23 protein-coding genes and 2 pseudogenes are annotated in these 24,428 nt (G+C 63.1%); 16 read left to right on the top strand and 9 right to left on the bottom strand.

Annotated features, from left to right (window positions below; translation table 11 throughout):
- Positions 1-9 precede the first annotated feature (9 nt).
- The 11 genes from hemF (at position 10) to IVA78_RS18215 (ending at position 10,131) form a co-directional block, all read left to right on the top strand.
- A complete protein-coding gene (gene hemF / locus IVA78_RS18265) occupies positions 10-897 on the top strand; it encodes an oxygen-dependent coproporphyrinogen oxidase (RefSeq protein ID WP_247279677.1) in 888 nt (295 codons plus the stop codon).
- The gene (locus IVA78_RS18260) at positions 888-1,631 is read left to right on the top strand and encodes an HAD family hydrolase (RefSeq protein WP_247279622.1); all 744 of its coding nucleotides are present in this window, start codon (positions 888-890) and stop codon (positions 1,629-1,631) included. The genes hemF and IVA78_RS18260 overlap by 10 nt, the downstream gene beginning before the upstream one ends.
- A 299-nt stretch (positions 1,632-1,930) precedes the next feature.
- Complete coding sequence (locus IVA78_RS18255) at positions 1,931-2,143, top strand: DUF2158 domain-containing protein (RefSeq protein WP_247279621.1); 213 nt, start codon at positions 1,931-1,933, stop codon at positions 2,141-2,143.
- A gap of 424 nt (positions 2,144-2,567) precedes the next feature.
- Positions 2,568-2,969 (top strand): hypothetical protein, encoded by a 402-nt coding sequence (locus tag IVA78_RS18250; RefSeq protein ID WP_247279620.1) that lies wholly within the window; start codon positions 2,568-2,570, stop codon positions 2,967-2,969.
- Positions 2,970-3,083: 114 nt separating this feature from the next.
- A complete protein-coding gene (locus IVA78_RS18245) occupies positions 3,084-3,986 on the top strand; it encodes a hypothetical protein (RefSeq protein WP_247279619.1) in 903 nt (300 codons plus the stop codon).
- A gap of 123 nt (positions 3,987-4,109) precedes the next feature.
- On the top strand, positions 4,110-7,478 hold the full coding sequence (locus tag IVA78_RS18240) for an adenylate/guanylate cyclase domain-containing protein (protein WP_247466850.1): 3,369 nt from the start codon (positions 4,110-4,112) through the stop codon (positions 7,476-7,478).
- 357 nt (positions 7,479-7,835) lie between these two features.
- Positions 7,836-8,051 (top strand): dodecin family protein, encoded by a 216-nt coding sequence (locus IVA78_RS18235; protein ID WP_027529685.1) that lies wholly within the window; start codon positions 7,836-7,838, stop codon positions 8,049-8,051.
- A 165-nt stretch (positions 8,052-8,216) separates the two neighbouring features.
- Positions 8,217-8,528, top strand: coding sequence for a hypothetical protein (locus tag IVA78_RS18230; RefSeq protein WP_247279617.1), 312 nt, complete (start codon positions 8,217-8,219; stop codon positions 8,526-8,528).
- Between the two features lie 155 nt (positions 8,529-8,683).
- Complete coding sequence (locus tag IVA78_RS18225; RefSeq protein WP_247279616.1) at positions 8,684-8,863, top strand: hypothetical protein; 180 nt, start codon at positions 8,684-8,686, stop codon at positions 8,861-8,863.
- A 39-nt stretch (positions 8,864-8,902) separates the two neighbouring features.
- Positions 8,903-9,232: a GcrA family cell cycle regulator gene (locus IVA78_RS18220; protein ID WP_247279615.1), complete on the top strand. Its 330-nt coding sequence runs from the start codon at positions 8,903-8,905 to the stop codon at positions 9,230-9,232.
- Positions 9,233-9,753: 521 nt separating this feature from the next.
- The gene (locus tag IVA78_RS18215; protein WP_247466847.1) at positions 9,754-10,131 is read left to right on the top strand and encodes a PRC-barrel domain-containing protein; all 378 of its coding nucleotides are present in this window, start codon (positions 9,754-9,756) and stop codon (positions 10,129-10,131) included.
- 69 nt (positions 10,132-10,200) lie between these two features.
- Here IVA78_RS18215 and IVA78_RS18210 read toward each other — a convergent pair.
- Both IVA78_RS18210 and IVA78_RS18205 read right to left on the bottom strand, forming a co-directional pair.
- Positions 10,201-10,374: pseudogene (locus IVA78_RS18210) on the bottom strand (alpha-amylase family glycosyl hydrolase); the annotation flags it as partial.
- 323 nt (positions 10,375-10,697) lie between these two features.
- Positions 10,698-11,234: pseudogene (locus IVA78_RS18205) on the bottom strand (sulfite exporter TauE/SafE family protein); the annotation flags it as partial.
- A gap of 144 nt (positions 11,235-11,378) precedes the next feature.
- Between IVA78_RS18205 and IVA78_RS18200 the strand changes: the two are divergent.
- Positions 11,379-11,957 carry a YdeI/OmpD-associated family protein gene (locus IVA78_RS18200; protein ID WP_247466844.1) on the top strand — a complete coding sequence of 193 codons (579 nt, stop codon included), beginning with the start codon at positions 11,379-11,381 and terminating at the stop codon, positions 11,955-11,957.
- Between the two features lie 217 nt (positions 11,958-12,174).
- On the opposite strand, the gene IVA78_RS18195 is transcribed toward IVA78_RS18200, so the two are convergent.
- The 7 genes from IVA78_RS18195 to IVA78_RS18165 all read right to left on the bottom strand — a co-directional run bounded on the left by IVA78_RS18195 (position 12,175) and on the right by IVA78_RS18165 (position 17,155).
- Positions 12,175-12,618 carry a hypothetical protein gene (locus IVA78_RS18195; RefSeq protein WP_247466841.1) on the bottom strand — a complete coding sequence of 148 codons (444 nt, stop codon included), beginning with the start codon at positions 12,616-12,618 and terminating at the stop codon, positions 12,175-12,177.
- 310 nt (positions 12,619-12,928) lie between these two features.
- On the bottom strand, positions 12,929-13,156 hold the full coding sequence (locus IVA78_RS18190) for a hypothetical protein (RefSeq protein ID WP_247279609.1): 228 nt from the start codon (positions 13,154-13,156) through the stop codon (positions 12,929-12,931).
- Between the two features lie 425 nt (positions 13,157-13,581).
- On the bottom strand, positions 13,582-14,352 hold the full coding sequence (locus IVA78_RS18185) for a sulfite exporter TauE/SafE family protein (RefSeq protein ID WP_247466838.1): 771 nt from the start codon (positions 14,350-14,352) through the stop codon (positions 13,582-13,584).
- Positions 14,349-15,605, bottom strand: coding sequence for a CCA tRNA nucleotidyltransferase (locus IVA78_RS18180; RefSeq protein WP_247466836.1), 1,257 nt, complete (start codon positions 15,603-15,605; stop codon positions 14,349-14,351). The genes IVA78_RS18185 and IVA78_RS18180 overlap by 4 nt, the downstream gene beginning before the upstream one ends.
- A 10-nt stretch (positions 15,606-15,615) precedes the next feature.
- Positions 15,616-15,879, bottom strand: coding sequence for a DUF6111 family protein (locus tag IVA78_RS18175; RefSeq protein ID WP_247279605.1), 264 nt, complete (start codon positions 15,877-15,879; stop codon positions 15,616-15,618).
- Positions 15,876-16,547 (bottom strand): CoA pyrophosphatase, encoded by a 672-nt coding sequence (locus tag IVA78_RS18170; protein ID WP_247466833.1) that lies wholly within the window; start codon positions 16,545-16,547, stop codon positions 15,876-15,878. Before IVA78_RS18170 ends, IVA78_RS18175 begins: the two co-directional genes overlap by 4 nt.
- Positions 16,544-17,155, bottom strand: coding sequence for a DUF1285 domain-containing protein (locus IVA78_RS18165; protein ID WP_247279603.1), 612 nt, complete (start codon positions 17,153-17,155; stop codon positions 16,544-16,546). Before IVA78_RS18165 ends, IVA78_RS18170 begins: the two co-directional genes overlap by 4 nt.
- A gap of 272 nt (positions 17,156-17,427) precedes the next feature.
- Here IVA78_RS18165 and IVA78_RS18160 point away from each other — a divergent pair, with 272 nt between their 5' ends.
- From IVA78_RS18160 to IVA78_RS18145, 4 genes are read left to right on the top strand one after another with little or no spacing between them, the layout of a single operon-like run.
- Complete coding sequence (locus tag IVA78_RS18160) at positions 17,428-18,426, top strand: MoxR family ATPase (RefSeq protein ID WP_247279602.1); 999 nt, start codon at positions 17,428-17,430, stop codon at positions 18,424-18,426.
- Positions 18,426-19,370 carry a DUF58 domain-containing protein gene (locus tag IVA78_RS18155; protein WP_247466830.1) on the top strand — a complete coding sequence of 315 codons (945 nt, stop codon included), beginning with the start codon at positions 18,426-18,428 and terminating at the stop codon, positions 19,368-19,370. Before IVA78_RS18160 ends, IVA78_RS18155 begins: the two co-directional genes overlap by 1 nt.
- On the top strand, positions 19,367-22,180 hold the full coding sequence (locus IVA78_RS18150; protein ID WP_247466828.1) for a DUF4159 domain-containing protein: 2,814 nt from the start codon (positions 19,367-19,369) through the stop codon (positions 22,178-22,180). The genes IVA78_RS18155 and IVA78_RS18150 overlap by 4 nt, the downstream gene beginning before the upstream one ends.
- A 7-nt stretch (positions 22,181-22,187) precedes the next feature.
- On the top strand, positions 22,188-24,251 hold the full coding sequence (locus tag IVA78_RS18145) for a hypothetical protein (RefSeq protein WP_247466825.1): 2,064 nt from the start codon (positions 22,188-22,190) through the stop codon (positions 24,249-24,251).
- Positions 24,252-24,428: the final 177 nt, after the last annotated feature.

The following is a 24,428-nucleotide window of genomic DNA, read 5'->3' as shown; positions in this document are numbered from 1 at the left end:
ACCGCGATAATGGATCCGACCCTGATCGAAGACCGCAAGGCCCGCGCGCGCGCGTGGTTCGAAGCCTTGCGCGACGACATCTGCGCGAGCTTCGAACAGCTGGAAGAGGACGTCCCGCCAAGCCTCTATCCGGGCGAAGCCGGCCGTTTCAAGCGCACCCCCTGGCAGCGCACCGATCATTCCGGCGCGGCCGGAGGTGGCGGCGTGATGTCGATGATGCATGGCCGTCTGTTCGAGAAGATCGGCGTGCATTGCTCGACGGTGCATGGCGAATTCGCCCCTGAATTTCGTGCTCAAATCCCCGGCGCCGCGGAGGATCCAAAATTCTGGGCCTCCGGCATCTCGCTGATCGCGCATCTGCGCAATCCGCACGTGCCCGCCGTGCACATGAACACGCGCTTCGTCGTCACCACCAAAGCCTGGTTTGGCGGCGGCGCGGACCTGACGCCGGTGCTGGAGCGCCGGCGCACGCAGGACGATGCCGACAGCATCGCCTTTCACGCCGCGATGAAACAGGCCTGCAACCAGCACAGCAGCGTCGCCGATTACGACAAGTACAAGAAGTGGTGCGACGAATATTTCTACCTGCCCCACCGGAAGGAGGCGCGCGGCATCGGCGGCATCTTCTACGACTGGCACGACAGCGGCGACTGGGACGCCGACCTCGCCTTTACCCAGGATGTCGGCCGCGCCTTCCTGCAGATCTATCCCGAACTGATCCGGCGCAATTTCGCGACAGCCTGGACCGCTGCGGATCGCGAGGAGCAATTGATCCGGCGCGGTCGCTATGTCGAGTTCAACCTGCTCTACGACCGCGGCACCATTTTCGGGCTCAAGACCGGCGGCAACGTGGATTCGATCCTTTCGTCGCTGCCGCCGGAAGTGAAATGGCCATGAAGCTTGCAATGCCGCCGCTCCCTCGCGCCATGCTGATCGACATGGACGACACCATCCTGTCGGCCTATGGCCGGCCTGAGATCGCCTGGAATACGATCACGGCCGAGTTCGCCGAAGAACTCGCGCCGCTGCCGCCGCCGCTGGTGGCGACCGCGGTGCTGACGTTCGCGCGAAACTTCTGGGCCAACGCGGAAGCCGCATGGCGGCTGAAGCTTGCCGAGGCCCGCCACCTCACGGTCAAGGGCGGCTTTGCCGCGCTCGCGGCCGCCGGCCATCGCGCCCTGCCCGACGACCTCGCCATTCGCCTCGCCGACCGTTTCACCGCCTATCGCGAGGAGGAGATGTTCGTCTTTCCCGGTGCGCATGCGGCGATCGACCAGTTGAAGGCGCTCGGCATCAAGCTCGCGCTGGTGACCAACGGCGCCGCCGACACCCAGCGCGCCAAGGTCGAGCGCTTCGAGCTCGCGCACCGCTTCCACCACATCCAGATCGAGGGCGAGCACGGCTTCGGCAAGCCCGAGGAGCGCGCCTATCTGCATGCGATGGAGGCGCTCGGCGTCACCGCGAAGGACACCTGGATGATCGGCGACAATCTGGAATGGGAAGTCGTGACGCCGCAGCGCCTCGGCATCTATTCGATCTGGATCGACGTGCATGGCGACGGCCTGCCCGAAGGCTCGATCGTCCGACCCGACCGCATCATCCGTTCGCTGACCGAGCTCCTGCCGGAGTAACCAAAGGCGAAAACAAAAATATCGAAAAACAACCCCATGCACAGTAGGCGCTGCTGCGAATTCAAGGACTTACGGCAAACGCAAACTCAACTTTCGATTTTTACGAAATCCTTTTGACACGCCGGGCAAAACAGGGGCATGATGGCATCGTCGCGGCCTTTGCGATGAAGGGCCCCTAGCCAGCGGCCCCGGCATCTGAGCGTTTCTGCACGGCACGCGCGGTCTCATCCGCCGTTTTCCGGATGTCATGACAAATTGCTAGCCTCGCGTCCGGGTCGATCAACTCGAAAGGACAATCCATGGAATTGAAAGCCGGCGATGTCGTGATGCTGAAATCCGGCGGTCAGCCGCTAACGGTTGCGGAGGTGAAGGAGAACGACGTGCTCTGCCTCTGGATGGGCATGGAAGGCGATCTGTTCCGCGAGACGCTGCCGCTGGCCACGCTCGTGCAGGTGGAAGAGGAAGAGAACGGCGAAGACGACGAGGATGAAGACGAGGACGACGAGGAATAAGCACACCTAAGAGCGCGCGCTGGTCAGATGCGAGTGCTCGTCGTTGGCCTCGCGCTTTTGGATAGGACTTCGACCAATTTCTCGACAAGCTCCGAATGGAGGAAGATTGGAGAGGCCGGGGGCCTATGCATTCCCAATTTCGAGCAACAAAGCGTGCCGCAATCGGCCGACGTTTAAATCGCAGCGCCCGTTAAAGGCGCGCTCGATATTTAAATTTTGTTTCCAATTCGTTTGGAGCTGATCAAACCGAAACCATCGCCAGCGTGGTCCCCCGGACTGGCACGATGGACTTATAAGCATGCGGCAGTGCTCGCTATTCTAACTTGCCATCCTAAGGTTATACAATTAAACTGCAAAAAATATACTGCATTTAAAAGATGCGGGCGGCGAGATGCCGAGCCTGTTTAATGAAGGAGGGCTGATCATGGCCATTAAAAAGAATGTCGTTTTGAGAGGCGCGGCAGCTCCGACAGAGGTGACGGTTCCAACCTTCTCCTTCGGCCCCAACGATTCCCTCGCACAGTTGATCGTCGACGCGTGGGTCGAAGACGATTTCCGAAATTCGTTGCTGGAACGGGAGGCGGACAACACTACCGTGACAGCCGCCGCCGCGAACCGAGCCAAAGTCGCACTCGCGGCGCGAGGTATCTATCTGAACCGCGCGGTCATCATCACGGAAGAAGAGCACGATAGTCACTACACGATGCAAAACCCTGATGAAGTCGTTTTTGTGCTGCCGAACAAAAGCCGCGTGACCCCTCGACCCGGCCAGTCACTTCTGGAAACGGCTCGCTTGCTGATGTCTTGTACACCCAACGGTATCTAGCGCTGTTACCGTTCGGTTCGAGGGGCGGCGCGCTCCGTCTCCAGCTTGAAGCTGTCCGAAGTGGCAACGGCAGACAGACGGTCCTGCTGAGCACTGCAGGTTGGGAGGTTTCTAATGACGCGGTTGAGGACGGAGTGGGTCAACGTCACGGGTGATATTTCAATCATTGCTCGCGACTCCGGACAGGTTTGGTTCCACACGACGGGTGGGACGAAAGGGAATGTAGATCCATTCGCGATGCCGATGATGGGCATGGGTACGGCGGGCAGCACGATCGGGCTGCTCGACGGCGCGATCAATCTCGGATTTGCCGCGATTGAAAAACGCCTCGCGCGTCCGGAGCAGACGCTCACCGGCTATGTAGTGGCCCTGGTCGGCGCCTATCACACCTCTGTCGATACGCCTCGAAATCTGCGGCGCGCCGCCAGCCGCTTCGAGGAGCTGGGCAGGCCCGAGGTCGCTGCCTACCTTGAAGAACGTGCACGCGAGGAGTCTGGTCACGATCGCCTCGCGCTCAAGGACCTGCGCGCGCTCGGTTTACCAGCCGAGCGACTCGTCACCAATTTCATCCCGCAGGGGATCAAGCCGCTCTGCAAGCGCTTTGATGACCTTTGCTCGCAGGACTACCCGATCGGCTGTATAGGGTACTCCTACTGCCTGGAGCGCATCGCCGCGCTCAAGCAGGAGGCGGACGTCGAGAAGGTCCAGGCGCTGTGTCCGGACGGCGTCGATGCGACCCGCTTCCTCAGAAGCCACAGCTCTCTCGGGAGTGAGGCCACACACGTCAAAGATACCATCGAGTTCGTCGCGTCCCTTCCTGCGAATGACCGTATCGCAGTCGTTCAGGAGACGTATGAATCGGCCCTGATCCTGGCGGAAGGCTATAATCACGAACTCCATAAATCCGAAGCCGAAATGGTCGACGAGCTTCGACAGGCGATCGGAGAAGCGCTCCCATACGGTCTCAGTTCAGGGCCTTCAGAAGACGAAGATTGCAGCGCTCGCCCCGCGGCTTGAGCGGAACAGCGCGACATCATCGCGGTTTTGCTGGGCCTGAACGCGCAACCACGCACTGTTCCGGCGCCTCCGTGGTGAGATAGAATAAGGGGTCCTACGGCGGTTAAGAGGAGGACCTCTTCGATGACGAGGACAAACACCGACTTAGCCGAGTGGCTGGCCAGACACGGTCTAGGCGAGTACGCCCAAGCCTTCGCGGAAAACAACATCGAGTATTCCGTCCTTCCGGACCTGACGGAAAATGATCTCAAGCAAATTGGAGTTTCGTCCTTAGGCCACCGCAAGAAGCTGCTTAGGGCGATTGAAGCCTTGACCGCTTCAGGCCAGCTCGGCGGCGCAACGCTTGTGGGTTCAAGAGTGGCTGCGGCGTCGCCCTCCGTTGCGCAGCATCGCGAACCTGAATTCCGTCAGATCACGGTGCTGTTCAGCGACCTTGTGGCTTCTACACAGCTCTCGGAGAAGCTGGACCCTGAGGATCTCCAAAAACTCATCGACGCATACCGTGAGGAATGCAGCACCGCGATCGGGCGGTATGGCGGTGAGGTGGCCCGCTATTTCGGCGATGGCGTCATGGCATTTTTCGGCTGGCCCTCCGCTCACGAGGATGACGCCATTCGTGCTGTTCACGCCGCACTGGAGATCGCGTCCGGGGTCCCGAAGATTTCAGGTCCGGTTCCTCTGTCTTGTCGAGTGGGTGTTTGCTCTGGACCGGTTGTTGTCGGTGACATTGGAGACAGCGGCAGGTGGTCGATGGACGCGGTGGGGGAGACGCCGAACATTGCGGCGCGCCTGCAGGCCCTTGCCGCTCCAGATACGGTACTCATCTCAGAGACAACGAGGCGTCTCATATCGGCGGCTTTTGATTTTCAGGACCTGGGGATCCAGGAACTCAAGGGTGTGACTCAGCCCGTTCATTTGTATCGCGTGCTGGCGGCTAAATACACGGTCAGCCGCTTCGAGGCTGCGCATGCGGGCTCTCTAACTCCGCTCATTGGACGCTCAAGCGAACTGAGCCTGCTGCTCGACAGGTGGCAGAAGGTCAAGGAGGGTGATGGCCAAGTCATACTCCTCTCGGGCATCCCGGGAGTCGGAAAGTCGAGGCTGCTCCACGAGTTGAAATCGCATATTCAGCAGGAACCGCATATTTTGCTGCATCATCAGTGCTCGCCCTACCACAATCAGAGCGCGTTCTTCCCCGTCATCGAGCAGATCCAACATTTGGCCCAAATAACAGCGCGCGAGCCTGATGCAGACAAGCTCGCCAAGCTCAGGGCTTACCTTCCCGATAATTCCACCGGGCCGGTCCTGCTGGTCGCCAGACTGCTATCCATCCCCGTGCATGATCACCTCCAACTATCCGGCCTGACCCCGCAGCAAATAAAGAACAGAACCATAAGCACGCTTGTCGATATGCTGTTGGCGTTCTCCGTCCAAGGGCCGACGCTCTGCATCTTTGAGGATGCACACTGGCTCGATCCGTCGACGGTTGAGCTGCTTGACTTGATTATCAGCCGGATCGGCCACGCCCGCGTGCTGCTTGTCGTGTCCTGCCGGCCGGAGTTCCGCCCTGCGTGGATCACTCATGCGAATATCTCCGTGCACTCGCTGACTCGACTATCGCAGGCGGAAGTGAAGGCGATGATTCGAGGTCTGTTGAGGGGCGGGAGAATGCCTCAACCGCTGCTGGACCAGATTATCGAAAAAGCCGATGGCGTCCCGCTGTACATCGAGGAACTGACAAACAGTATGTTGAGCGCACCTGTACTCGGTCGAGGTGCGTCCGAGCGGACGGCACAAGCTGCATTGCTCAGGGTTCCGGACACGCTGAGTGACGCATTGATGGAGCGGCTCGACCGCGTTGCGCCAAGTCGCAAACTTGCAATGATTGCGGCGGTGATTGGGCGCGAGTTCTCCTATGATCTCTTGTCGGCTGTATCGCAACTCGACGAAGATAAAATGCTGACAGCACTCTCGCTGCTCGAACAGGCTGACATCGTATATCGAGTCGACATTTCGCCTTCCCTCCGGTTCGCGTTCAAACATGTGTTGCTGCGCGATGCGATCTACGATTCCCTGCTCAGGAGCAAAAAACAGCAGATCCACGCCGAGATCGCCACAGTCCTGGAGCATCAGTTTCCGGAGCTTGCGGAAAATCAGACCGAAGTCCTGGCGTATCATCATCAGGAAGCAGGCAATCACAGTGCAGCTATCCGTTATTGGTTCAAATCCGGGCAGCGCGCACTCGCGCACTCCGCCAACATCGAAGCGATTGCCAGTTTTCGAAGTGCGCTTGAGCTTCTGAAAACGCTGCCCGAAACCCCCGAGCGGACCAAACAAGAGACCGAGGTTCAATTGGCGCTGGGGATACCGCTTATCGCCGTCAAAGGATATGCCTCCACGGAAACACGCGAAGCGTTTTCCAGAGCCCGCGCATTATGCCTGCGTCTCGGCGACATCCCTGAATATTTCCAGGCCCTGTTTGGGTTGTGGGGACACTCATGGATGGGTGGAAGGAATGATGAGGCCCTCAGCATGGCCGATGAGTTTCTGTTGCGGTCACGAGACTTGTCTGACCCCGTGCTGGCGATGGTGGCTCACAGAGTGATGGGCAGCACGTTGTTGACCATCGGGGACTTCCAATCCTCAGCGAACCATTTCGAAGAGACGATCAGGCTCTCGATCAGCGAAGGAAGACAGCCTCTTCATCAGCTTTACGTGGTGGAGCCTCAAGCGGCTTCACTGCTGCTTCAGTCCTGGGACTTGTGGTTTCTCGGCTATCCCGATCGAGCCCTTTCGCGCGTATCAGAAGCGCTCGCCCTGGCTCAGGGTCTTGCTCACCCGTACACAGTGGCATTTGCTCATTACATGACCTCTGTCGTGCACCTGCTGCGCGGGGACGCCGCTCGCGCTCTCGAAAACGCACAGAACAGCTTCGAAATGTCACAAGAACAGCGGTTTTCGCTGTACGCGATTTTATCGAGAATTTCTCGAGGCCGGGCTATCGGCGAGCTTGGCCGGATCGAGGAGGCCCGATCCGACATCGCACTGGGAATCGATGAAGCGCGACGCAACGGTGTCGGTTTCATGCTGCCAATGATGAATAGCTGGCTGGCAGAGATTGACGCCAAGGTCGGCGAGAATGAACGCGCACTATCATTGATCGAGGGGCTTCTGGCCGGCGTAGGTGATGTGACAGGCAGGGCATGGGAGTCGGAATTGCACCGGCAAAAAGCCCAAATTCTCCTATCGCTCGACCCATCGAAAGTCGGCGACGCCGAGTCTCATCTTAGGAGATCCATTGAAGTGGCGCGTGGTCAAAGCGCCAAATCCTTGGAGTTGCGCGCCGCCACAAGCCTCGCAGAACTCTGGCGGAGGCAAGGAAGGATTGATGAGGCGCGCACGCTGCTAGAACCGATCTGCGATTGGTTTGACGAAGGAACCGAAACGGCCGACCTCAAGCGTGCGCGCGATTGTCGGCGTGCACTGCATTGATCCCGCCGCTCACAGCGCGTTGCGGTGGTCGAGTGCATCCGCTCTATGCGGACCCTATTGCAATTGCGCCCCCGCCAGCAAACGCATTGCCCTGGATTCGCAACAAAGATGCCCGCCCCCCGCGCGCCAAACCTCCGATATCTCTAGGAGTCAAACAGGAAGTGACAGCCGACAGGACCCTTTTCCGGCGACCCGCTCTGAGCGGACATAATGGCGCTGGTTCGGCAGGTTAGCTCGGCCAAGAGCCGCCTCGCCAAATGCAGTTTGTCCCTTCCCGGCTCCGGGGGCATGCCCGAGACGTATCAGCATCGATATTCTGGTGTTAGATTTCCTGCTCCTACCGAATAGGAGGACGACATGCCCGATAGCGTCTACAAGGTCATTGAACTGGTCGGTACCAGCACCGACTCCTGGGAGAAGGCGGCCGCCAATGCGGTCGAGCAAGCTGCAAAATCTCTCCGAGATCTTCGCATTGCAGAGGTCGTCAAGCTCGACATGCAGCTGGATGACAAGGGAAAAGTCGAGGCTTATCGCGCCAAGCTCAACGTATCGTTCAAGTTCGAGGGCTCCTGAGCCTCAGCACCTCGCCCCCACTCGCGGGGCGAGGATGGCTCATTGGAAAAGGCGCGTCGCCCAGTCCGCCCAACCGGACGCTGTGGCCCGTCCCGGAAGTCGGCCCTAGTCCGACCGGGGCCGATATGCTTTGATGCGAGGGGGCGTGTAGCGCGTGGTGGCCCCATGTACATGGTCATTCGCAAGTACACCAAGGTTCGCTCGGTGGCGGACGCCGCTCGTCGCGCCAAGAGCGGCGTAGGTGAGATCCTAAGGCAATCGCACGGATTCAGATCTTACCATGTGCTGGATGCGGGCGACGGCGTTGGTATCGCCGTGATGATATTTGACGACCGGGAGAGCGCCAACGCAGCTAACGCCAAGATACTGGCGTTTGTGCAGGCGAGTCTGCATGATCTCGATCTTGGGGTTCCCGAAGTCACCACCGGCGAGGTCTTGGTGAACATCGAGTCTGATGGGTCTTCGGGCATAAAGTAGCGGCAAACATCACCAGTTGCGTGGCGGATGCCGCCCCCTGCTCTGGTCATTGACCTGGTGTCACCCTCGGGCTTGCAACGATCGCACCCTGAACATCCGGGTGCCGCCCGTCAGGAATATTCGACTGCGCGTGCTTTTCGAGGAGCAGCAACGACATGAAGCAACACACCTCCGAAGCATTTTCCACCACAGCGATCGGCTGGACACCGCTGATGCTTATGGGCATCGCGATGCCGCCTCGGGATCCCGACGAGGAGGATGAGGAGGACGAAGACGACGATGAAGAAGATGACGCTGACGAACCAGCAGTCGTGCGCGAGCCGGACGATGACTAGACTAGCCTGCATCTGGCAGTCGGCGCTATAGTATCTCCCATGGGCTGGGATGCGAAAGACATAGCGCTGCTCAAAAGGCTCTGGTCCGCAGGACAGAGCGCGGCGCAGATTGCGCGCCGTCTCGGGTGCAGCCGTAACGCAGTCTGCGGCATGCTGACCCGTCTGAGCCTGAAGCGCGGCCGCAAGCCGCCTACGGCACGGCCCAAGATAAGGCCGCCCCCGAAGCTGAGGCCGACATCATCGGCAGCCTGCGCCCGTCCAGTCGCACAGAAGGTGTCGTCGAGTACGGCAAAGAGGCCGCAGCCCAAGGAACTCAGCAAGCAGCAGCTTTACGCCATTCTGGCTGAGGCGGTCAGAAACACCGGCTAAGAACTCACATGAATGTCGATGCGCTCCCGTCAGTGCCTGGCGCAGTTCGACGGGTTCGGCTGTCGTGTACCCTCCCAAGGCTCATGTGCTTCGGGTCAGAAATCTCGGTTTGAGATCACAACAGTAAGGTCGTATCTGGCTCCGGTAGTAGGTCTTGCGCTGAGCTATCGACCTATTCAGCTGTGGACGCAGAAGCGGTCACCGCGCAGCGGGTTATTCGGGCAAGCCCGCTTTCCGAAGCCCCTCTCGCCAACGCACCGTCTACCCGCGCGATTGTTTCAGCCCTGTTACGAACCAGGATCGTACTTGGCGCTTCTCGGCTCACGGCGGAGAAGGCCGGAAGACGCCATACGCATCGCACGCACCGCCTGCCTCCTCGGAGCGACCAGGGCTAGGTTTTTACAGCGGATATGAGCCGTGGTTCGGTTGGTGATCGAGCTGCGACACGATGTTCTAAGGTAGGAACGCCCCCGTGGCGGCCGAGTTAAGAGGGCAAAACCACCTATCAAGGAGGCAAAGTCATGGCCCGCGCAACAGCTCATCCGGATCATCACTGCATCTCAAGCGAGGACATTCAAGGAACCGAGGTTTATGGAGCAGATGGGACGAATATCGGTGAGATTGATCACCTCATCATCGACAAGGTGTCAGGCCGAGTGGCTTATGCAGTCATGAGCTTCGGCGGATTTGCTGGCTTGGGTCACAGCCACTACCCCATTCCCTGGAGTGCTCTGACCTATGACACGTCGCTTGGCGGTTTTCGAACCAACATCACCGAGCAACAGCTGAGGGACGCGCCTGAGTTCAGCGATGATTCCTGGCAGGATCGAGACTGGGAAACACGAACCCACCGGTATTATGGGACACCCACCTACTGGGAAGGACGAGGTGGCCTGTAACGCCAGGCGGCGCATCAGAACATTTCCAATCGTGAGTGCCGGCTGAATTGATCGGCGGGCGCTCATGGGTGGAAGCGTCAGATCGTCGCCCATTCCCAGTTCGTCGCCGTAGTAAATGACCGATGTACCAGGAAGACTGAACGGTAGGCTGGATGCCAGCTCGATGCGGCGGCGATCGTTTCCGAACATGCAGGCGAGCCGCCGCCGAATTCCCCCTCCGTAAAGCTGCATTTTGCGGGTTGGAGCGACGCCACAAGTGGGCGCGTCCCCGACCGCAACCACGAGCGTCGGCCGAGCACAGCAATTGTGGCGACACCCAAAGGAGCGAGTATCCGAAGGCCAGAGCAGGTCCGGGAAGATAGGCTACTCTCCAGAGGCACGAGCTCCACGCCGTGGCGCGACGAACCTTATCGGAAGGCGCCAATGTCTCGGTTGGGCCATAAGCCGCCGATGATGGCCAAGCGGGGCGACTTTCGGTTTGGGCTCGGAAGCCGACTTTTGTGAGTACACGCTCGGAGGAAGTTCGATCCCCGGTCCATGCACCAATCCCCGGTGAGCGGCGTCATCTACGCGACGAGCTGCCTTGCAGCGGCAGAGATCATCACCAGTCCGCCCGTGATCACCGCCACGTCGAGGATCGCGGTGTGGATGTGGATCGGCATCCGCTCGACGAAGGCTTTTGCGAGGAACGCACCGGGAATCGCAATCGCGCCGACCAGCAGCGCAAAGGCGAGCACCTGCGCGGTCACCGCGCCGGCAAGGCCGAACACCGAGATCTTGATCAGGCCGGTGCCGAGCGAGATCATCGCATCGGTCGCGATCACCGCGGCGCCTTCGAGGCCTGCGGCCACCAGCAGCGAGAGCAGGATCACGCCGGAGCCCGAGGTGCCGCCGACCAGCACGCCGTAGCCGACCGAACCGGCCGCAAGGCCGGTATCGCCGATCCTGAGCTCGCGACGGCGCAGCACGCGGCGCAGCGGTACGCTCAGGATCAGCATGGTGCCGATCACGAGCGCCGCGCCCGCATTGGTCAGACGCGTGTAACCGTAGGCGCCGAGCGCGGTCGTCAGCGCCGCGCAGGCGAGCACGTCCATCGCTCGACGTTCGGTCTCCCTCAAACAGCCGAAATGGCAACGCCGCGCGCGTTGGGCAGTTTAGGGCCACAACAGACCTCAGCCAAGAGAGCTTGCCACTGGGCTTTGTTGTCCGCAGATGGAGGCTTTGCTGCCTACGTGGTAGAGTTGCCTATGGTTCGCAAAAAGCAGCAAGCCCCGTTGGCATTTAAGAACACATCCAAGCTTGGGGACTGGCTTGAGAAGCACCATGGCACTGCGACCGAACTCTGGGTGCGGATCTTCAAATCAGACATGGGCGTGCCGTCTGTGACGTGGAACGATTGCGTTATTGAGTCCATCCGCGTCGGTTGGATCGATGGCCAGATGAAACCTTTCGACGACACGTCGTACTTGCAACGACTTACCCCGAGGAAGGTGAATTCCAATTGGTCGGCCAAGAACTGCCGTCACGCAACAACCCTGATCGCTGAAGGGCGGATGCTTCCCGCTGGATTGGCTCAGGTCGAAGCGGCCAAGTCGGATGGACGATGGGATACCGCATACGCGGGCTCAGCGGACATGACTATCCCGCAAGACTTTCTCGATGCCTTGGAGGACATGCCCGCGGCGAAAGCGTTCTTCGCGACGCTCGATCGCAGAAATCTCTATTCAATCTACTATCGCCTTCATACAGCGAGGAAGCCCGAGACGCGCGCCAGACGGATCGCGCAAATTGTTGCGAAACTGGATCGTGGCGATAAGTTTCACTGACCCATGCAGCCTCTCGGAGAGAGTAAGCCATAGCGGGCAGATGATCGGCTGCACTGTGCCGCTTGTGAAGCAAAACCGGCCGTCGCTCCACCATTTCGATCCGGCATCACCCCGACTCATGCACCGCATCAATTAACAGCCGGGTCAGCGGCGGCAAGCGGACCGGCAGACATGGTGAGGACCGGCGCTTACCGAAGAATTGAGAAGATCGTGCCGCCTATTTCCGATTAAACACCTCCGTACACCACGCCTGCTGATCTTCGGGCTTGCCCACAAAAGCACACTCAAATGGGCCGCCGGTTATTCCGGAAAGTTTTCCAGTTCCCTTGACGGTGTTCTCGCCTTTTGCCTTACCGTCAGTAACCGTGATGGTAAACGGCCCCTTTAGTTGGTCATCGCCGGTGCCCCAAGTGAGTTCGCCCTCACCCTTACCGGTCTCTTGTGTAAGACTATACGTCCCAGAAGCAGGTGCCATGTGCAGAGGACCGCTGCCAGCGTCGTTGAAGGTGATCCCCCACAGGGTCCCGTAGGCAACTCCTTTGTCTACGCGTTCTTGGATCAATTTCCACCCGCTGTGGACTTTGATCGTGCCCGCGTCCTCAGCCCATGCCGGCAGTACCAAACCGGCGGCGAACATCGACGCAAAAAGGATTTTACGCATCTTGGAGTCTCCTCTTTGGGTTCGTGTGTCGAGGGATGTCCCGCCAAGTGCTGGATAAGTCCAGTTCGCGTTCGTGGGGGGAGCTAACCATTATGAGGTACCAAGACGCGCAGGCGGTAAGCTTGCCCCGCGAGGTCTGAACAGGGTTAAAAGCTGCGGTCAGCACGTTCATCGCTCGATGTTCGGTCTCCCTCGATCAGCCGACATGGCAACGGCTCGCGCGTTGGGCAGCTTAGGGCCAGGAAGAGATATGGCTCTGGCACGTTGGTGCGGCAGATAACCGGCAACGCCCGCGGCATTCGTTTTCAACTCAGAAGGCAGCTCCGGCCAGCAAAAAAACGCCGCCAAGCGCGACCATCACGAGTCCGGGCCAGTTCGATTTGACGCCGAAGCCGCTACCGGGCCTTTCAGGCTCCAGCGTGTCACGCCCGGAGCGAAGCCATTTCCCACCGCTGAATCGGCCTCGCCAGATGGGCTGAAATGCCATTTGGAGTACGCCGCCGAAAACAAGGAGCACACCAAGCCATATGAGAGTCATGCTCATCTCCTCTACCCGCGAACGCCGCTAGATTGCTGCGCCGAGAACCGTGGCCCATCCAGCGTCTGCCGCTGCTCTCGGAATCAGACGACTCTGAAAGCCGCCGGACGCACCGGCGTGCCGCACCTAGGCCGAGGAACGCACTCACCGAAGCTCAGGCTACGTCTAGGCGTCCGTCATCGGGATCCCGGGGGCATCGTGTCGGGCATGATCGCGAAGACATGCCGGTCGATCTTAGCTGGAACCAGCTCGGAGGGTGGGGTCATGTTGTTGCTCCTCAGATGTGGCCCTTGAGCACTCTACCCCTTTTCGGCGGGGCAGACACGAAATTGGCGGCCAGCGCGCCGGTTATCTCTATCAGACGCGCTAGTCCTCGCATTCGAGGTGATCCGCGGTCCAGGCGCGGCAATTGGGCCGGGGGTCATCTACGCGACGAGCTGCCTTGCAGCGGCAGAGATCATCACCAGCCCGCCCGTGATCACCGCGACGTCCAAGATCGCGGTGTGGATGTACACCGGCATCCGCTCGACGAAGGCTTTTGCGAGGAACGCACCGGGGATCGCAATCGCGCCAATCAGCAGCGCAAGCGCGAGCACCTGCGCGGTCACCGCGCCGGCAAGGCCGAACACCGAGATCTTGATCAGGCCGGTGCCGAGCGAGATCATCGCATCGGTCGCGATCACGGCTCCGCCTTCGAGGCCGGCGGCCATCAGCAGCGACAGCAGGATCACGCCGGAGCCCGAGGTGCCGCCGACCAGCACGCCGTAACCGATGGAGCCGGCGGCAAGGCCGGTGTCGCCGATCCTGACCTCGCGGCGGCGCAGCACGCGGCGCAGCGGCACGCTCAGCATAAGCATGGTGCCGATCACGAGCGCCGCGCCCGCATTGGTCAGACGCGTGTAACCGTAGGCGCCGAGCGCGGTTGTCAGCGCCGCGCAGGCGAGCACGATCAGAGCGCGGCGGCGGTCGGCATAGCGCAAGTAAGCTATCGCGCGGCTGAGATTGGTGAAGATGGCGGAGATCGCGATGATCGGCACCACCGGCTCGGCGCCGACCATCGGCACCAGCACCAGCGGCATCAAAGCGCCGGTGCCGTAGCCGGCAAGACCACCGATGATCGAAGCCAACAACGCCATCGTTGCTACCAGCAGGAGCTGATAAATCGGGATGTCGGCGAAGCCTGAAACGATGGTCACGTTCTCTCGTCGCGGCGGACGCGGGCGGCAGCTTGGTCGGCGATGGCACCGAGCGCGGCTTGCTCTAGTGGAAAATCCGCCGCAAGCCAAGCGTCCTCGGCGAGCGTCAAGACATGTCCGAGCGCAGGTCCTTCCGCCATGCCGCGCGCGATGAAATCGGCCGCCTTCAACGGAAATTTCGGCGCAGTCCAGCGCTGCGGCAGCTCGGCGAGCGCACGCCAGCGCGACGATCCGACGTCGCCACCGGCCCGGGCCCAGGCCAGCAACACGCGTTCCTGATAGCGCTCTGCGCCGAGCCGGTAGAGCAGCCGCCGCGCCTTCGGCTCGTTCTTGGCGGCCAAGCGCCACCAGCGATGCCCCATCGAATCCAGCGCCTTGGTCTCGCTATTGGAGAGCCGCAGGCGCGCGGCGATGCGCTTGGCATCTTCGGTCACCGCGACCGTCAGCGCGGCCAGGCGCCGCGTGCTGCTTGCGGTGAGGCCGAGCTCGCGCTCGATTGCGATCATCGCCGACAGCGGCCCCGTATAGACCACGCCTCCGGTCAGCGCCTGCAGCAATCCGCCCTCCGCCATGGCCAGCACGGCCGCGGATGCACCGCCGGCGACCAGCAGCTTCAGCATCTCCATGCGCACCCGCTCGGCCGAGAGGTTCGCAAGGCCCGCACGTGCCCGGATACAGGCGAGATAGCCGTCGCGGTCTGGCTCGCCGGCGCCAAAGGCAGCGTGGATGCGGAAGAAACGCAGGATGCGCAAGTAATCCTCGGCGATGCGCTGGCCGGGATCGCCGATGAAGCGCACGCGGCGCGCTCTGGCATCCGCAATTCCGCCCACGTAATCGTGCACGACGCCGCTCGCATCGACGGACAGGCCGTTCATGGTGAAGTCGCGCCGCTCGGCATCCTTCACCCAGTCGCGGCCGAACGCGACCTTGGCCTTGCGGCCGAAAGTTTCGGTGTCCTCGCGCAGCGTCGTCACTTCATAGGGATGCCCGTCGATGACGAGCGTGACGGTGCCGTGGTCGATCCCGGTCGGCACGCTCTTGATGCCGGCGGCCTTGGCACGCCGCATCACTTCGTCCGGCAACGCGGTGGTCGCGATGTCGATGTCACCGGGTGAGAGACCGAGCAGCGCGTTGCGCACCGCGCCGCCGACCACCCGCGCCTCCTCGCCGTTCGCGCCCAGCAATTGCAGGACGCGCGCGGTCCCGCCTGCGGTCAGCCAGGGCGCATTGGCGAGTAACGGCTCCGCGCTCATCGTCCAGCCCTTATTTTTCCGTGCCCGGCACGAACTTGCCGTTCTCGATATGCGCGGGAACGTAGGTCGAGTCCGGTCCGGCGCCGGAGAAATGTGCAAGGCCGACCAGCCCCGCGATCACCAGCGCGATCGCCACCAGGGCGAGGCGCGCAACGATGGTGACCGGCCAGGACGATCGCGCGAACAGGCCGGATCGGGTGGCGGCCAGGAACAGCGCATAGATGGCAAAGGGAATAAGGAAGATTCCGATCTCGGTCAGAACCGTCCGGATCATGACGAATAGATCCGCTCATACAGCACACGCAGCATTCCCGCCGTTGCACCCCAGATGTAGCGTTCCGCGAATGGCATCGCGTAATAGGAACGCTCCATGCCGCGGAATTCCTTGCTGTGCACCTGATGGTTCACCGGGTTCATCAGGAAAGATAGCGGCACTTCGAATGCGTCATCAACCTCTGAATGGTTGATCGTGAGCTCGAAGCCCGGCCGCACCCTGGCCACTGTCGGCAGGATACGGAAGCCGAACGCGGTCCCGTAGAGGTCGAGATAGCCGATCGGCTCGACGAAGTCGCGCGACAGCCCAACCTCCTCCTCGGCCTCGCGCAGCGCCGCATCGAGCGGCGAGGAGTCGGTCGCGTCGATCTTGCCGCCAGGAAAGGCGATCTGGCCGGCATGGTCGTTCAGATGCGCCGAGCGCTGCGTCAGCAGGATGGTCGGCTCGGGATGGTCGACCACTGCGATCAGGACCGCCGCCGGCCGTACCGGCTGCTCGCGCGCGATGATCTCGAGCATCCTGTCGGTGCCGGGATCGCCCGAGGCGGGAATGATGTTCGGATCATAGAGACCGGGCGGGACGTCGAAATCAAGCTTGGCCCTGGAGCGGGCGAAGAAATCCGCCGCGCTGAGCGCGACCGGATCGTTCTTCAGGATAGGTTTGTTCAAAGCGCGGCCCTCACCTGCTCAGCGTCGGCCATGGCGAAGAATTCGCCGGCCGACTCGACGCCGAACATCGGCTGGCCATCGACCATCCGCTCCTCGCCCATGTCAACCAGATCGTAATAGAGCGCGCGGGTGACCTTGGCCCAGAGATCGGCGCGGACGTGCAAGTATGGCGTCAGCCCGCCGTCCCTCGCCTGCTCGAAACGCAGCCGGTGCGCGGCGTCGCAGGTCACCCAGTCGTCGACATTGGTGCGGAAGCGCAGCACGCGATGGCCACCCTCGCGCTCCTTGAGCATCTCGACCGCCATGAACGGCGCGTCGTCGACGCGAATGCCGACCTTCTCCACCGGCGTGACCAAAAAATGCTTGTCGCCCTCGCGCTTGAGAATGGTCGAGAACAGGCGGACCAGCGCGTGACGCCCGATTGGCGTCCCCATGTAGAACCAAGTACCATCAGAGCCGATTCGGATATCGAGATCGCCGCAAAACGGCGGATTCCACAGATGCACCGGAGGCAGCCCCTTCGTGGCACCTTCGGCATTGGCAGCACTTTTGGCGGCGGCAGTCAGCCCTTCAAGGCCGCGATCGGCACTCTGCCCTTGGTTCGCCATGGTTTGCCCTGACTTTGTCCTTGGCACGATTGGTGCAGGTCTACGTTGTATTCGGGTGTGCGGTTCCACTCCGGATTAATCCGATGTGCGAGGTCGCCACTTCGTGATGCCGTACATAACCCGAAGCCGATAAGGTGGGGATAGGTTAATTCAACGAATACATGGCCTTCCTGCAAGTCTAGCATAGGCCCATGATCCGGCGTGATGACCTGACGCGATGTGCCGAGGTGACGACGCAGGCAAGCCGCGTGACAGGCTGAAGGAGCGAGCGAATGGCGGAAAGTGTCGAGAAACTCGAAGACGGAATCGTCCGTTCGGCCGAGCAGGTATCTAGCCAGATTCGCGCGGCGAAGGAGGCGATCGCGTCGGTCATCTTCGGCCAGGATCGCGTGATCGAGAACACGCTGGTTACGATCCTCTCCGGCGGTCATGCGCTGCTGATCGGCGTGCCCGGCCTCGCCAAGACCAAGCTGGTCGAGACGCTCGGCGTCACACTGGGCCTCGACGCCAAGCGCATCCAGTTCACGCCCGATTTGATGCCGTCGGACATTCTCGGCGCCGAGGTGTTAGATGAGAGCACCGCGGGCAAGCGGGCCTTCCGCTTTATTGCCGGTCCGGTGTTCGCGCAGCTGCTGATGGCCGACGAGATCAACCGCGCCAGCCCGCGCACGCAGTCGGCGCTGCTGCAGGCGATGCAGGAGCAGCACATCACGGTTGCGGGTGCGCGCCATGACCTGCCCAAGCCCTTCCACGTGCTCGCCACGCAAAACCCGCTGGAGCAGGAAGGCACCTATCCGCTGCCCGAGGCGCAGCTCGACCGCTTCCTGATGGAGATCGACGTCGACTATCCCGATCGCGATGCCGAGCGCCGCATCCTGTTCGAGACCACAGGCGCCGAGGAGACGCTGGCCAGGGGCTCGATGAGCGCCGATGCGCTGATCGTCGCGCAGCGGCTGATCCGGCGCCTGCCGGTCGGCGATTCCGTGGTGGAGGCGATCCTGTCGCTGGTGCGTTCGGCCCGTCCGGGCGTGGAGAGCGGCGAGGCCGGCAAGTTCATCGCCTGGGGCCCCGGCCCGCGCGCCAGCCAATCGCTGATGCTGGCCGTGCGCGCGCGTGCGCTGATCGACGGCCGTCTCGCGCCTTCGATCGATGACGTGCTCGACCTCGCCGAGCCCGTGCTGAAGCACCGCATGGCGCTGACCTTCCAGGCGCGCGCCGAAGGCCGCACGATTCCGGACGTGATCCGGCAATTGAAGACACGGATTGGTTGATGGCGGCAGAGAACGGGCACACAGCGAGGGAGATCATCGCGATCCGACGTGCCGATGGCGAAAGCCGTACGCTCGCCGCTTCGCTGCCGCGCCTGGTGCTCGAGGCCCGCCGTATCGCCGCCAACGTCATCCACGGCCTGCACGGCCGACGGCGTGCCGGCTCCGGCGAAAGCTTCTGGCAATACCGCCGCTTCGTCTCGGGCGAGCCGTCGCAGAACGTCGACTGGCGCCGCTCGGCCCGTGACGACCATCTTTACGTCCGCGAGCAGGAATGGGAAGCCGCGCACACGGTTTGGATCTGGCCCGACCGCTCGCCCTCGATGGCCTTCGCGTCGAAGACCGCGCGCGAGTCCAAGCTCGAACGCACGCTGATCGTCGCCTTCGCCCTGGCCGAGCTGCTCGTCTCCGGCGGCGAACGCGTCGGCATTCCCGGACTGATGGCGCCGACCGCGAGCCGCAGTGTGATCGACAAGATGGCGCAAGCGATGCTGCATGACGACGCCGAACGCCTCAGCCTGCCGCCGTCCTTCGTGCCGTCGGCGCTCGCCGAGACGATCGTGCTGTCGGATTTCTGGTCGCCGATCTCCGAGATCAGGACGACGCTCACAGGGCTGTCCGGCTCCGGCGCGCATGGCACATTGGTGCAAATCGTCGATCCCGCCGAGGAGTCGTTTCCGTACTCCGGCCGCGTCGAGTTCGTCGAGCCGGAAGGCTTTGGCGTGATCACCGCCGGCCGCGCCGAGAGCTGGGCACAGCATTACACCGCGCGGCTCGCGCTGCACCGCGACCAGATCCGCGCCGAGACCAACAAGCTCGACTGGCTGTTCACCACGCACGCGACCGACCGCTCGGCCGCCGAACTGCTGCTGTTCCTGCATGCCGGCATGCAGGTGAGCAAGTCGGGCGCCCGCATCGCGACGATCAAGGCGGGGCCGGCCGCATGATGGGATTGCCGCTCGCCTTCACCGAACCGCTGCTTCTGATCGGCCTCGTCAGCCTGCCCGTGCTGTGGTGGCTGCTGCGAGTGATGCCGCCGCGGCCGCGGCGCATCGAGTTTCCGCCGACGCGGCTGTTGTTCGACATCGCGCCGCGCGAAGAGACGCCCTCGCGGACGCCATGGTGGCTGACTGCGTTGCGGCTCCTAGCTGCGGCGCTCGTCATTTTCGCCGCCGCCGGCCCGATCTGGAATCCGCAAACGGGCGCCGCCGGCAGCAAGGCGCCGCTGATGATCATGTTCGACGATGGCTGGAGCGCGGCGTCGCACTGGGACATCAGGATCAGGGCCGCCGATGAGCTGATCGCCAACGCCGACAACGATCGCCGCGCTATCGCGCTGGTGCCGCTGTCGGAGCCGAACCGCGACATCACCCTGATGCCGGCGGGTGCGGCGCGCGTGGCGCTGCGCCAGCTCGCCCCGAAGCCTTATTCGATCGATCGCGTCGAGACCCTGGCGGCAATCGACCGTTTCCTGAAAACGACCGGCGACTGCGAGGTCGCGTGGTTGTCTGACGGCGTCGACACCGGCCGCGGCGAAGAATTCGTGGCCGGCCTCGGCAAGACTGTCGGCGATCGCAACCTGACTGTGTTCGAAGGCGGTACCTCTGCGCCGCTGGCGCTGGTCGCGGCCGAGAACGCCGCTGCCAGGATGACGGTGAAGGTGCTGCGCACCGACAGCGGCATCGCCGTCGGCACCGTGCGCGCGCTGGACCAGAAGGCCTCGCCGATCGGAGAAGCCCGTTATTCGTTCGGCCCGCAGGACAAGGAAACCGACGCAGCGTTCGATCTGCCGGTCGAGCTGCGCAACGACATCACGCGGCTCGAAATATCCGGCGAGCGCTCCGCCGGCGCAGTGCAGCTGCTCGACAAGCGCTGGCGCCGCCGCGCCATCGGCATCGTCTCGGGTTCGACCAGCGAAACCGCGCAGCCGCTGCTGGCGCCGACCTTCTACCTCACCCGCGCGCTGGCGCCGTTCGCAGACGTGCGGCTCGCCGACAAGGGCTCGCCGCAGCAGGGCATCACCCAATTCCTCGACCAGAAGCTGCCGATGATCATCCTGGCCGATGTCGGCACCATCGCGCCCGAGCTGCGGGAGCGCCTCAACGCCTGGATCGACCAGGGCGGCGTGCTGGTGCGGTTCGCGGGCCCCCGCCTGGCGCAGGCCGAAGACGATCTCGTGCCGGTCAAGCTGCGCAAGGGCGGGCGCACGCTCGGCGGCAGCCTGACCTGGGAGAAGCCGCAGCATCTCGCCTCCTTCGCCGCCGACGGGCCGTTTGCCGGCGTCGTGGTCCCCAAGGACGTCACCGTGAGCCGCCAGGTGCTGGCCGAGCCCGACGCAGTGCTCGCTACCAAGAGCTGGGCTTCGCTGGAGGACGGCACGCCGCTGGTGACCGGCGAGCATCGCGGCAAGGGCCTCGTCAGCCTGTTCCACGTCAGCGCCGACATGCGCTGGTCGGATCTGCCGATGTCAGGCACTTTCGTCGAAATGCTGCGGCGTGTCGTCGACATGTCCGGCTACACCGCCAAGCCCGGCGCCGGGGTCGCAGCCGAGACCACCGCCGAGACGGTGGCGCCGCTGCACATCCTCGACGGCTTCGGCGCCTTCGGCCCGCCGCCGGCCACCGCAAAACCGCTGCCCGCGGATTATCGCGACCGCGCCACACCCGATCATCCGCCGGGCTTCTACGGTCCGGCCGAAGGACCGCTCGCCGTGAACACGCTTGCCGCCGCCGACCGTATCGCCGCCCTGAACACCGCGAGCCTGCGCGCCCGGCACGCCACCTATACCAACGCCGAGCCGCGCGATTTGCGCGGCTGGCTGCTGTCAACGGCGCTTGCCCTGTTCCTGATCGACGCGGTCATCGTCACTCTGCTCGGCGGCGGCATCGCCGCGCTGCTGCGCCGCCGCGCCGCGCCAGCGATGATCGTGCTCGGTATCGTGCTTGCAGCGCTCGCGTCGCTCTCGCCGGCGCCCTCGCGCGCCGACGGCATCACGGACGAGTTCGCGATGAAGGCGGTGTCGCAGACCCGCCTCGCCTATGTCGTGACAGGCAATGCCGACGTCGATTCCATCGTCAAGGCGGGGATGAACGGGCTGACGCTGTTCCTGGCGCAGCGCACTGCGCTTGAGGCCGGCGATCCCGTCGGCGTCAATCCCGCGCGCGACGAACTCGCCTTCTTCCCGCTGATCTACTGGCCGATCGTGCCCGGTGCGCCCAAGCCGCCGCAGGATGCCATCAACAAGATCGACGCCTACATGAAGCAGGGCGGCACCGTGCTGTTCGACACCCGCGATGCGATCGAAGCACCGCCCGGCGCGAACGGTACCGCGCAGACCCCGGCCATGCAGACGCTGCGCGAGATCCTGTCCTCGCTCGACGTGCCCGAGCTCGAGCCCGTGCCGCGCGAGCACGTGCTGACCAAGACCTTCTACCTGCTGCGCGACTTTCCCGGCCGCTTCGTCACCGGCCAGACCTGGGTCGAGACCCTTCCGCGCGACGAGGACGAGGACAGCGCGCAGCGCCCGGCGCGCGGCGGCGACGGCGTCTCGCCGATCATCATCACCTCGAACGACCTTGCCGGCGCCTGGGCGGTGCGGCCCGACGGCCAGGCCATGCTGCCGGTGACCGGCGGCGACACCCGCCAGCGCGAATTCGCCTACCGCGCCGGCGCCAACATCGTGATGTACACCCTGACCGGCAACTACAAGGCCGACCAGGTGCACGCACCGGCGCTGATCGAGCGGCTGGGGCAATAGGACCGATATGAATTACGGCATCGCGTTCACGCCGCTCGTTCCCGCGATCGTTCTCTGGCTCGCCCTGGCCGCGATCGTCGTGGTCGCGCTGGTGCTGCTGCTGGCGCGCGCGCGGGGGGCGGCCGTGCGCGTCGCCGCGTTGGCGCTGTTCCTGCTGGCGCTCGCCAATCCCTCCTTCACCCGGGAGGATCGCGATCCCCTCACCTCGGTCGCCGCGGTTGTCGTTGACAAGAGTCCGAGCCAGAATTTCGGCAACCGCAATCGCGAGGCCGCGCAGGCGCAGGAGGCGCTGGTCGACAGCCTGAAGAAGATCAAGGGCCTCGAAGTCCGCGTCGTCGATGCCGGACAGGCCGACGGCGAGACCGACGGCACGAAACTGTTCGGCGCCCTCGCCTCGGCCTTGTCGGACGTGCCGGTCGACCGCGTCGCCGGCGCGTTCCTGATCACCGACGGCCGGGTCCATGACATTCCGGCGAACGCAACCGCGCTCGGCTTCCAGGCGCCGGTGCATGCGCTGGTGACCGGGCAGAAGGACGAGCGCGACCGCCGCATCGCAATCACGGCGGCGCCGCGCTTCGGCATCGTCGGGCAGACCCAGACCATCAGCTACCGCCTCGACGACCAGGGCGTCACCGGCGAGCGCGCCAAGGTCACGGTCCGCAGAGACGGCGAGGTCATCAACGAGCGCACGCTATCGAGCGGCCAGGCCGCAAGCGTCGACGTCGACATCAAGCATGCCGGCCCGAACATCGTCGAGATCGAGGCTTCGCCCCTCGAACGCGAACTGACGCCGGTGAACAACCGCGCGGTTGTCGCCATCGACGGCGTACGCGACAAGCTGCGCGTGCTCTTGGTCTCGGGCGAGCCGCATTCCGGCGAACGCACCTGGCGCAATCTGCTCAAGTCCGACGCCAGCGTCGATCTCGTGCATTTCACCATCCTGCGTCCACCGGAGAAGCAGGACGGCACGCCGATCAACGAATTGTCGCTGATCGCGTTTCCGACCCGCGAGCTGTTCCAGCAGAAGATCAACGAATTCCAGTTGATCATCTTCGACCGCTACGCTCGCCAGGGCGTGCTGCCGATCGCCTATTTCGACAACATCGCACGTTATGTCCGCTCGGGCGGCGCGGTGCTGGTCTCGGCCGGCCCTGACTACGCCTCCAACACCAGCATCTGGCGCACGCCGCTGGATTCGGTGCTGCCGGCCGAGCCGGTCGGCGTGACGGAAAAGCCGTTCTATGCGCACCTGTCTGACATCGGCAAACGCCATCCGGTCACACGCGGGCTGGAGGGCTCCGCCAGCGAGCCGCCACGCTGGAGCCGATTCTTCCGCACCGTCGACACCCGCAATGCGATCAACCCGCCGGTCATGACCGGCGTCGATGGCAAGCCGCTGTTGTTCCTGTCGCGTTTCGGCGAGGGCCGCGTCGCGCTGCTGCTGTCCGATCACATCTGGCTGTGGGCGCGCGGCTATGAGGGCGGCGGCCCGCATCTCGACCTGCTCAGGCGGATGTCGCACTGGCTGATGAAGCAGCCGGATCTCGACGAAGAAGCGCTGCGCCTTCAGGTGCAGGGCAAGGATCTCGTCGTGGTGCGCCAGACCATGTCAGACAGCGTCCAGCCGGTGAACGTAACCTCGCCGTCGGGCGTGTCGCACGACCTGACGCTCAGCCCTGGCGATCCCGGCGAGTGGCGCGCCAGCCTGCCCGCGAACGAGCTCGGCCTGTGGCAGGCCACCGACGGCACGCTGAAGGCGCTGATCAATGTCGGCCCGACCAATCCGAAGGAGTTTTCGGAAGTCACCTCCACCACCGAAACCCTGAAGCCGCTCACGCAGGCGACCGGCGGCAACGCCGTGCGCGTGGTCGACGGCACCAGCGTCGAGCTGCCGCGCATCCTGCCGGTGCGCTCTGCGAGCGTCTTCCACGGCGACAATTGGATGGGCGTGCGGATGCGCGACGCCAGCGTCGTCAAAGGCGTCGGTGTGCTGCCGATCTTCGCCGGGGTGATCGGCCTGCTGCTGCTGCTCGGCGCCTTCGCCGCGACCTGGGTCCGCGAAGGGCGCTGATCTCCTGGAGCGCGAAAAAATTAGGCTCGGTTGGTGTTCGGGGTTCACCTCTCCCCCGCGGGGAGAGGTGCTTCGAGTGGTCCAAACCGGCTACATGGGTAACAGACTAGACCGGCGACATGGGTAACAGGTCAACTATTCGGCAAGGAGGGCTTGCCGATGGCTTGGAAGGAGACC

It is taken from the genome of Bradyrhizobium sp. 137 (assembly GCF_023074095.1).
GTDB lineage: Bacteria > Pseudomonadota > Alphaproteobacteria > Rhizobiales > Xanthobacteraceae > Bradyrhizobium.
Note: the sequence above shows the minus strand (reverse complement) of the source record. Positions and strands in the feature narration are given on the sequence as shown.

Coding starts and splice junctions, on each gene's coding strand:
- hemF (WP_247279677.1), top strand. CDS start 10: ATGGATCCGACCCTGATCGAAGACCGCAAGGCCCGCGCGCGCGCGTGG.
- IVA78_RS18260 (WP_247279622.1), top strand. CDS start 888: ATGGCCATGAAGCTTGCAATGCCGCCGCTCCCTCGCGCCATGCTGATC.
- IVA78_RS18255 (WP_247279621.1), top strand. CDS start 1,931: ATGGAATTGAAAGCCGGCGATGTCGTGATGCTGAAATCCGGCGGTCAG.
- IVA78_RS18250 (WP_247279620.1), top strand. CDS start 2,568: ATGGCCATTAAAAAGAATGTCGTTTTGAGAGGCGCGGCAGCTCCGACA.
- IVA78_RS18245 (WP_247279619.1), top strand. CDS start 3,084: ATGACGCGGTTGAGGACGGAGTGGGTCAACGTCACGGGTGATATTTCA.
- IVA78_RS18240 (WP_247466850.1), top strand. CDS start 4,110: ATGACGAGGACAAACACCGACTTAGCCGAGTGGCTGGCCAGACACGGT.
- IVA78_RS18235 (WP_027529685.1), top strand. CDS start 7,836: ATGCCCGATAGCGTCTACAAGGTCATTGAACTGGTCGGTACCAGCACC.
- IVA78_RS18230 (WP_247279617.1), top strand. CDS start 8,217: ATGTACATGGTCATTCGCAAGTACACCAAGGTTCGCTCGGTGGCGGAC.
- IVA78_RS18225 (WP_247279616.1), top strand. CDS start 8,684: ATGAAGCAACACACCTCCGAAGCATTTTCCACCACAGCGATCGGCTGG.
- IVA78_RS18220 (WP_247279615.1), top strand. CDS start 8,903: ATGGGCTGGGATGCGAAAGACATAGCGCTGCTCAAAAGGCTCTGGTCC.
- IVA78_RS18215 (WP_247466847.1), top strand. CDS start 9,754: ATGGCCCGCGCAACAGCTCATCCGGATCATCACTGCATCTCAAGCGAG.
- IVA78_RS18200 (WP_247466844.1), top strand. CDS start 11,379: ATGGTTCGCAAAAAGCAGCAAGCCCCGTTGGCATTTAAGAACACATCC.
- IVA78_RS18195 (WP_247466841.1), bottom strand. CDS start 12,618: ATGCGTAAAATCCTTTTTGCGTCGATGTTCGCCGCCGGTTTGGTACTG.
- IVA78_RS18190 (WP_247279609.1), bottom strand. CDS start 13,156: ATGACTCTCATATGGCTTGGTGTGCTCCTTGTTTTCGGCGGCGTACTC.
- IVA78_RS18180 (WP_247466836.1), bottom strand. CDS start 15,605: ATGAGCGCGGAGCCGTTACTCGCCAATGCGCCCTGGCTGACCGCAGGC.
- IVA78_RS18175 (WP_247279605.1), bottom strand. CDS start 15,879: ATGATCCGGACGGTTCTGACCGAGATCGGAATCTTCCTTATTCCCTTT.
- IVA78_RS18165 (WP_247279603.1), bottom strand. CDS start 17,155: ATGGCGAACCAAGGGCAGAGTGCCGATCGCGGCCTTGAAGGGCTGACT.
- IVA78_RS18160 (WP_247279602.1), top strand. CDS start 17,428: ATGGCGGAAAGTGTCGAGAAACTCGAAGACGGAATCGTCCGTTCGGCC.
- IVA78_RS18155 (WP_247466830.1), top strand. CDS start 18,426: ATGGCGGCAGAGAACGGGCACACAGCGAGGGAGATCATCGCGATCCGA.
- IVA78_RS18150 (WP_247466828.1), top strand. CDS start 19,367: ATGATGGGATTGCCGCTCGCCTTCACCGAACCGCTGCTTCTGATCGGC.
- IVA78_RS18145 (WP_247466825.1), top strand. CDS start 22,188: ATGAATTACGGCATCGCGTTCACGCCGCTCGTTCCCGCGATCGTTCTC.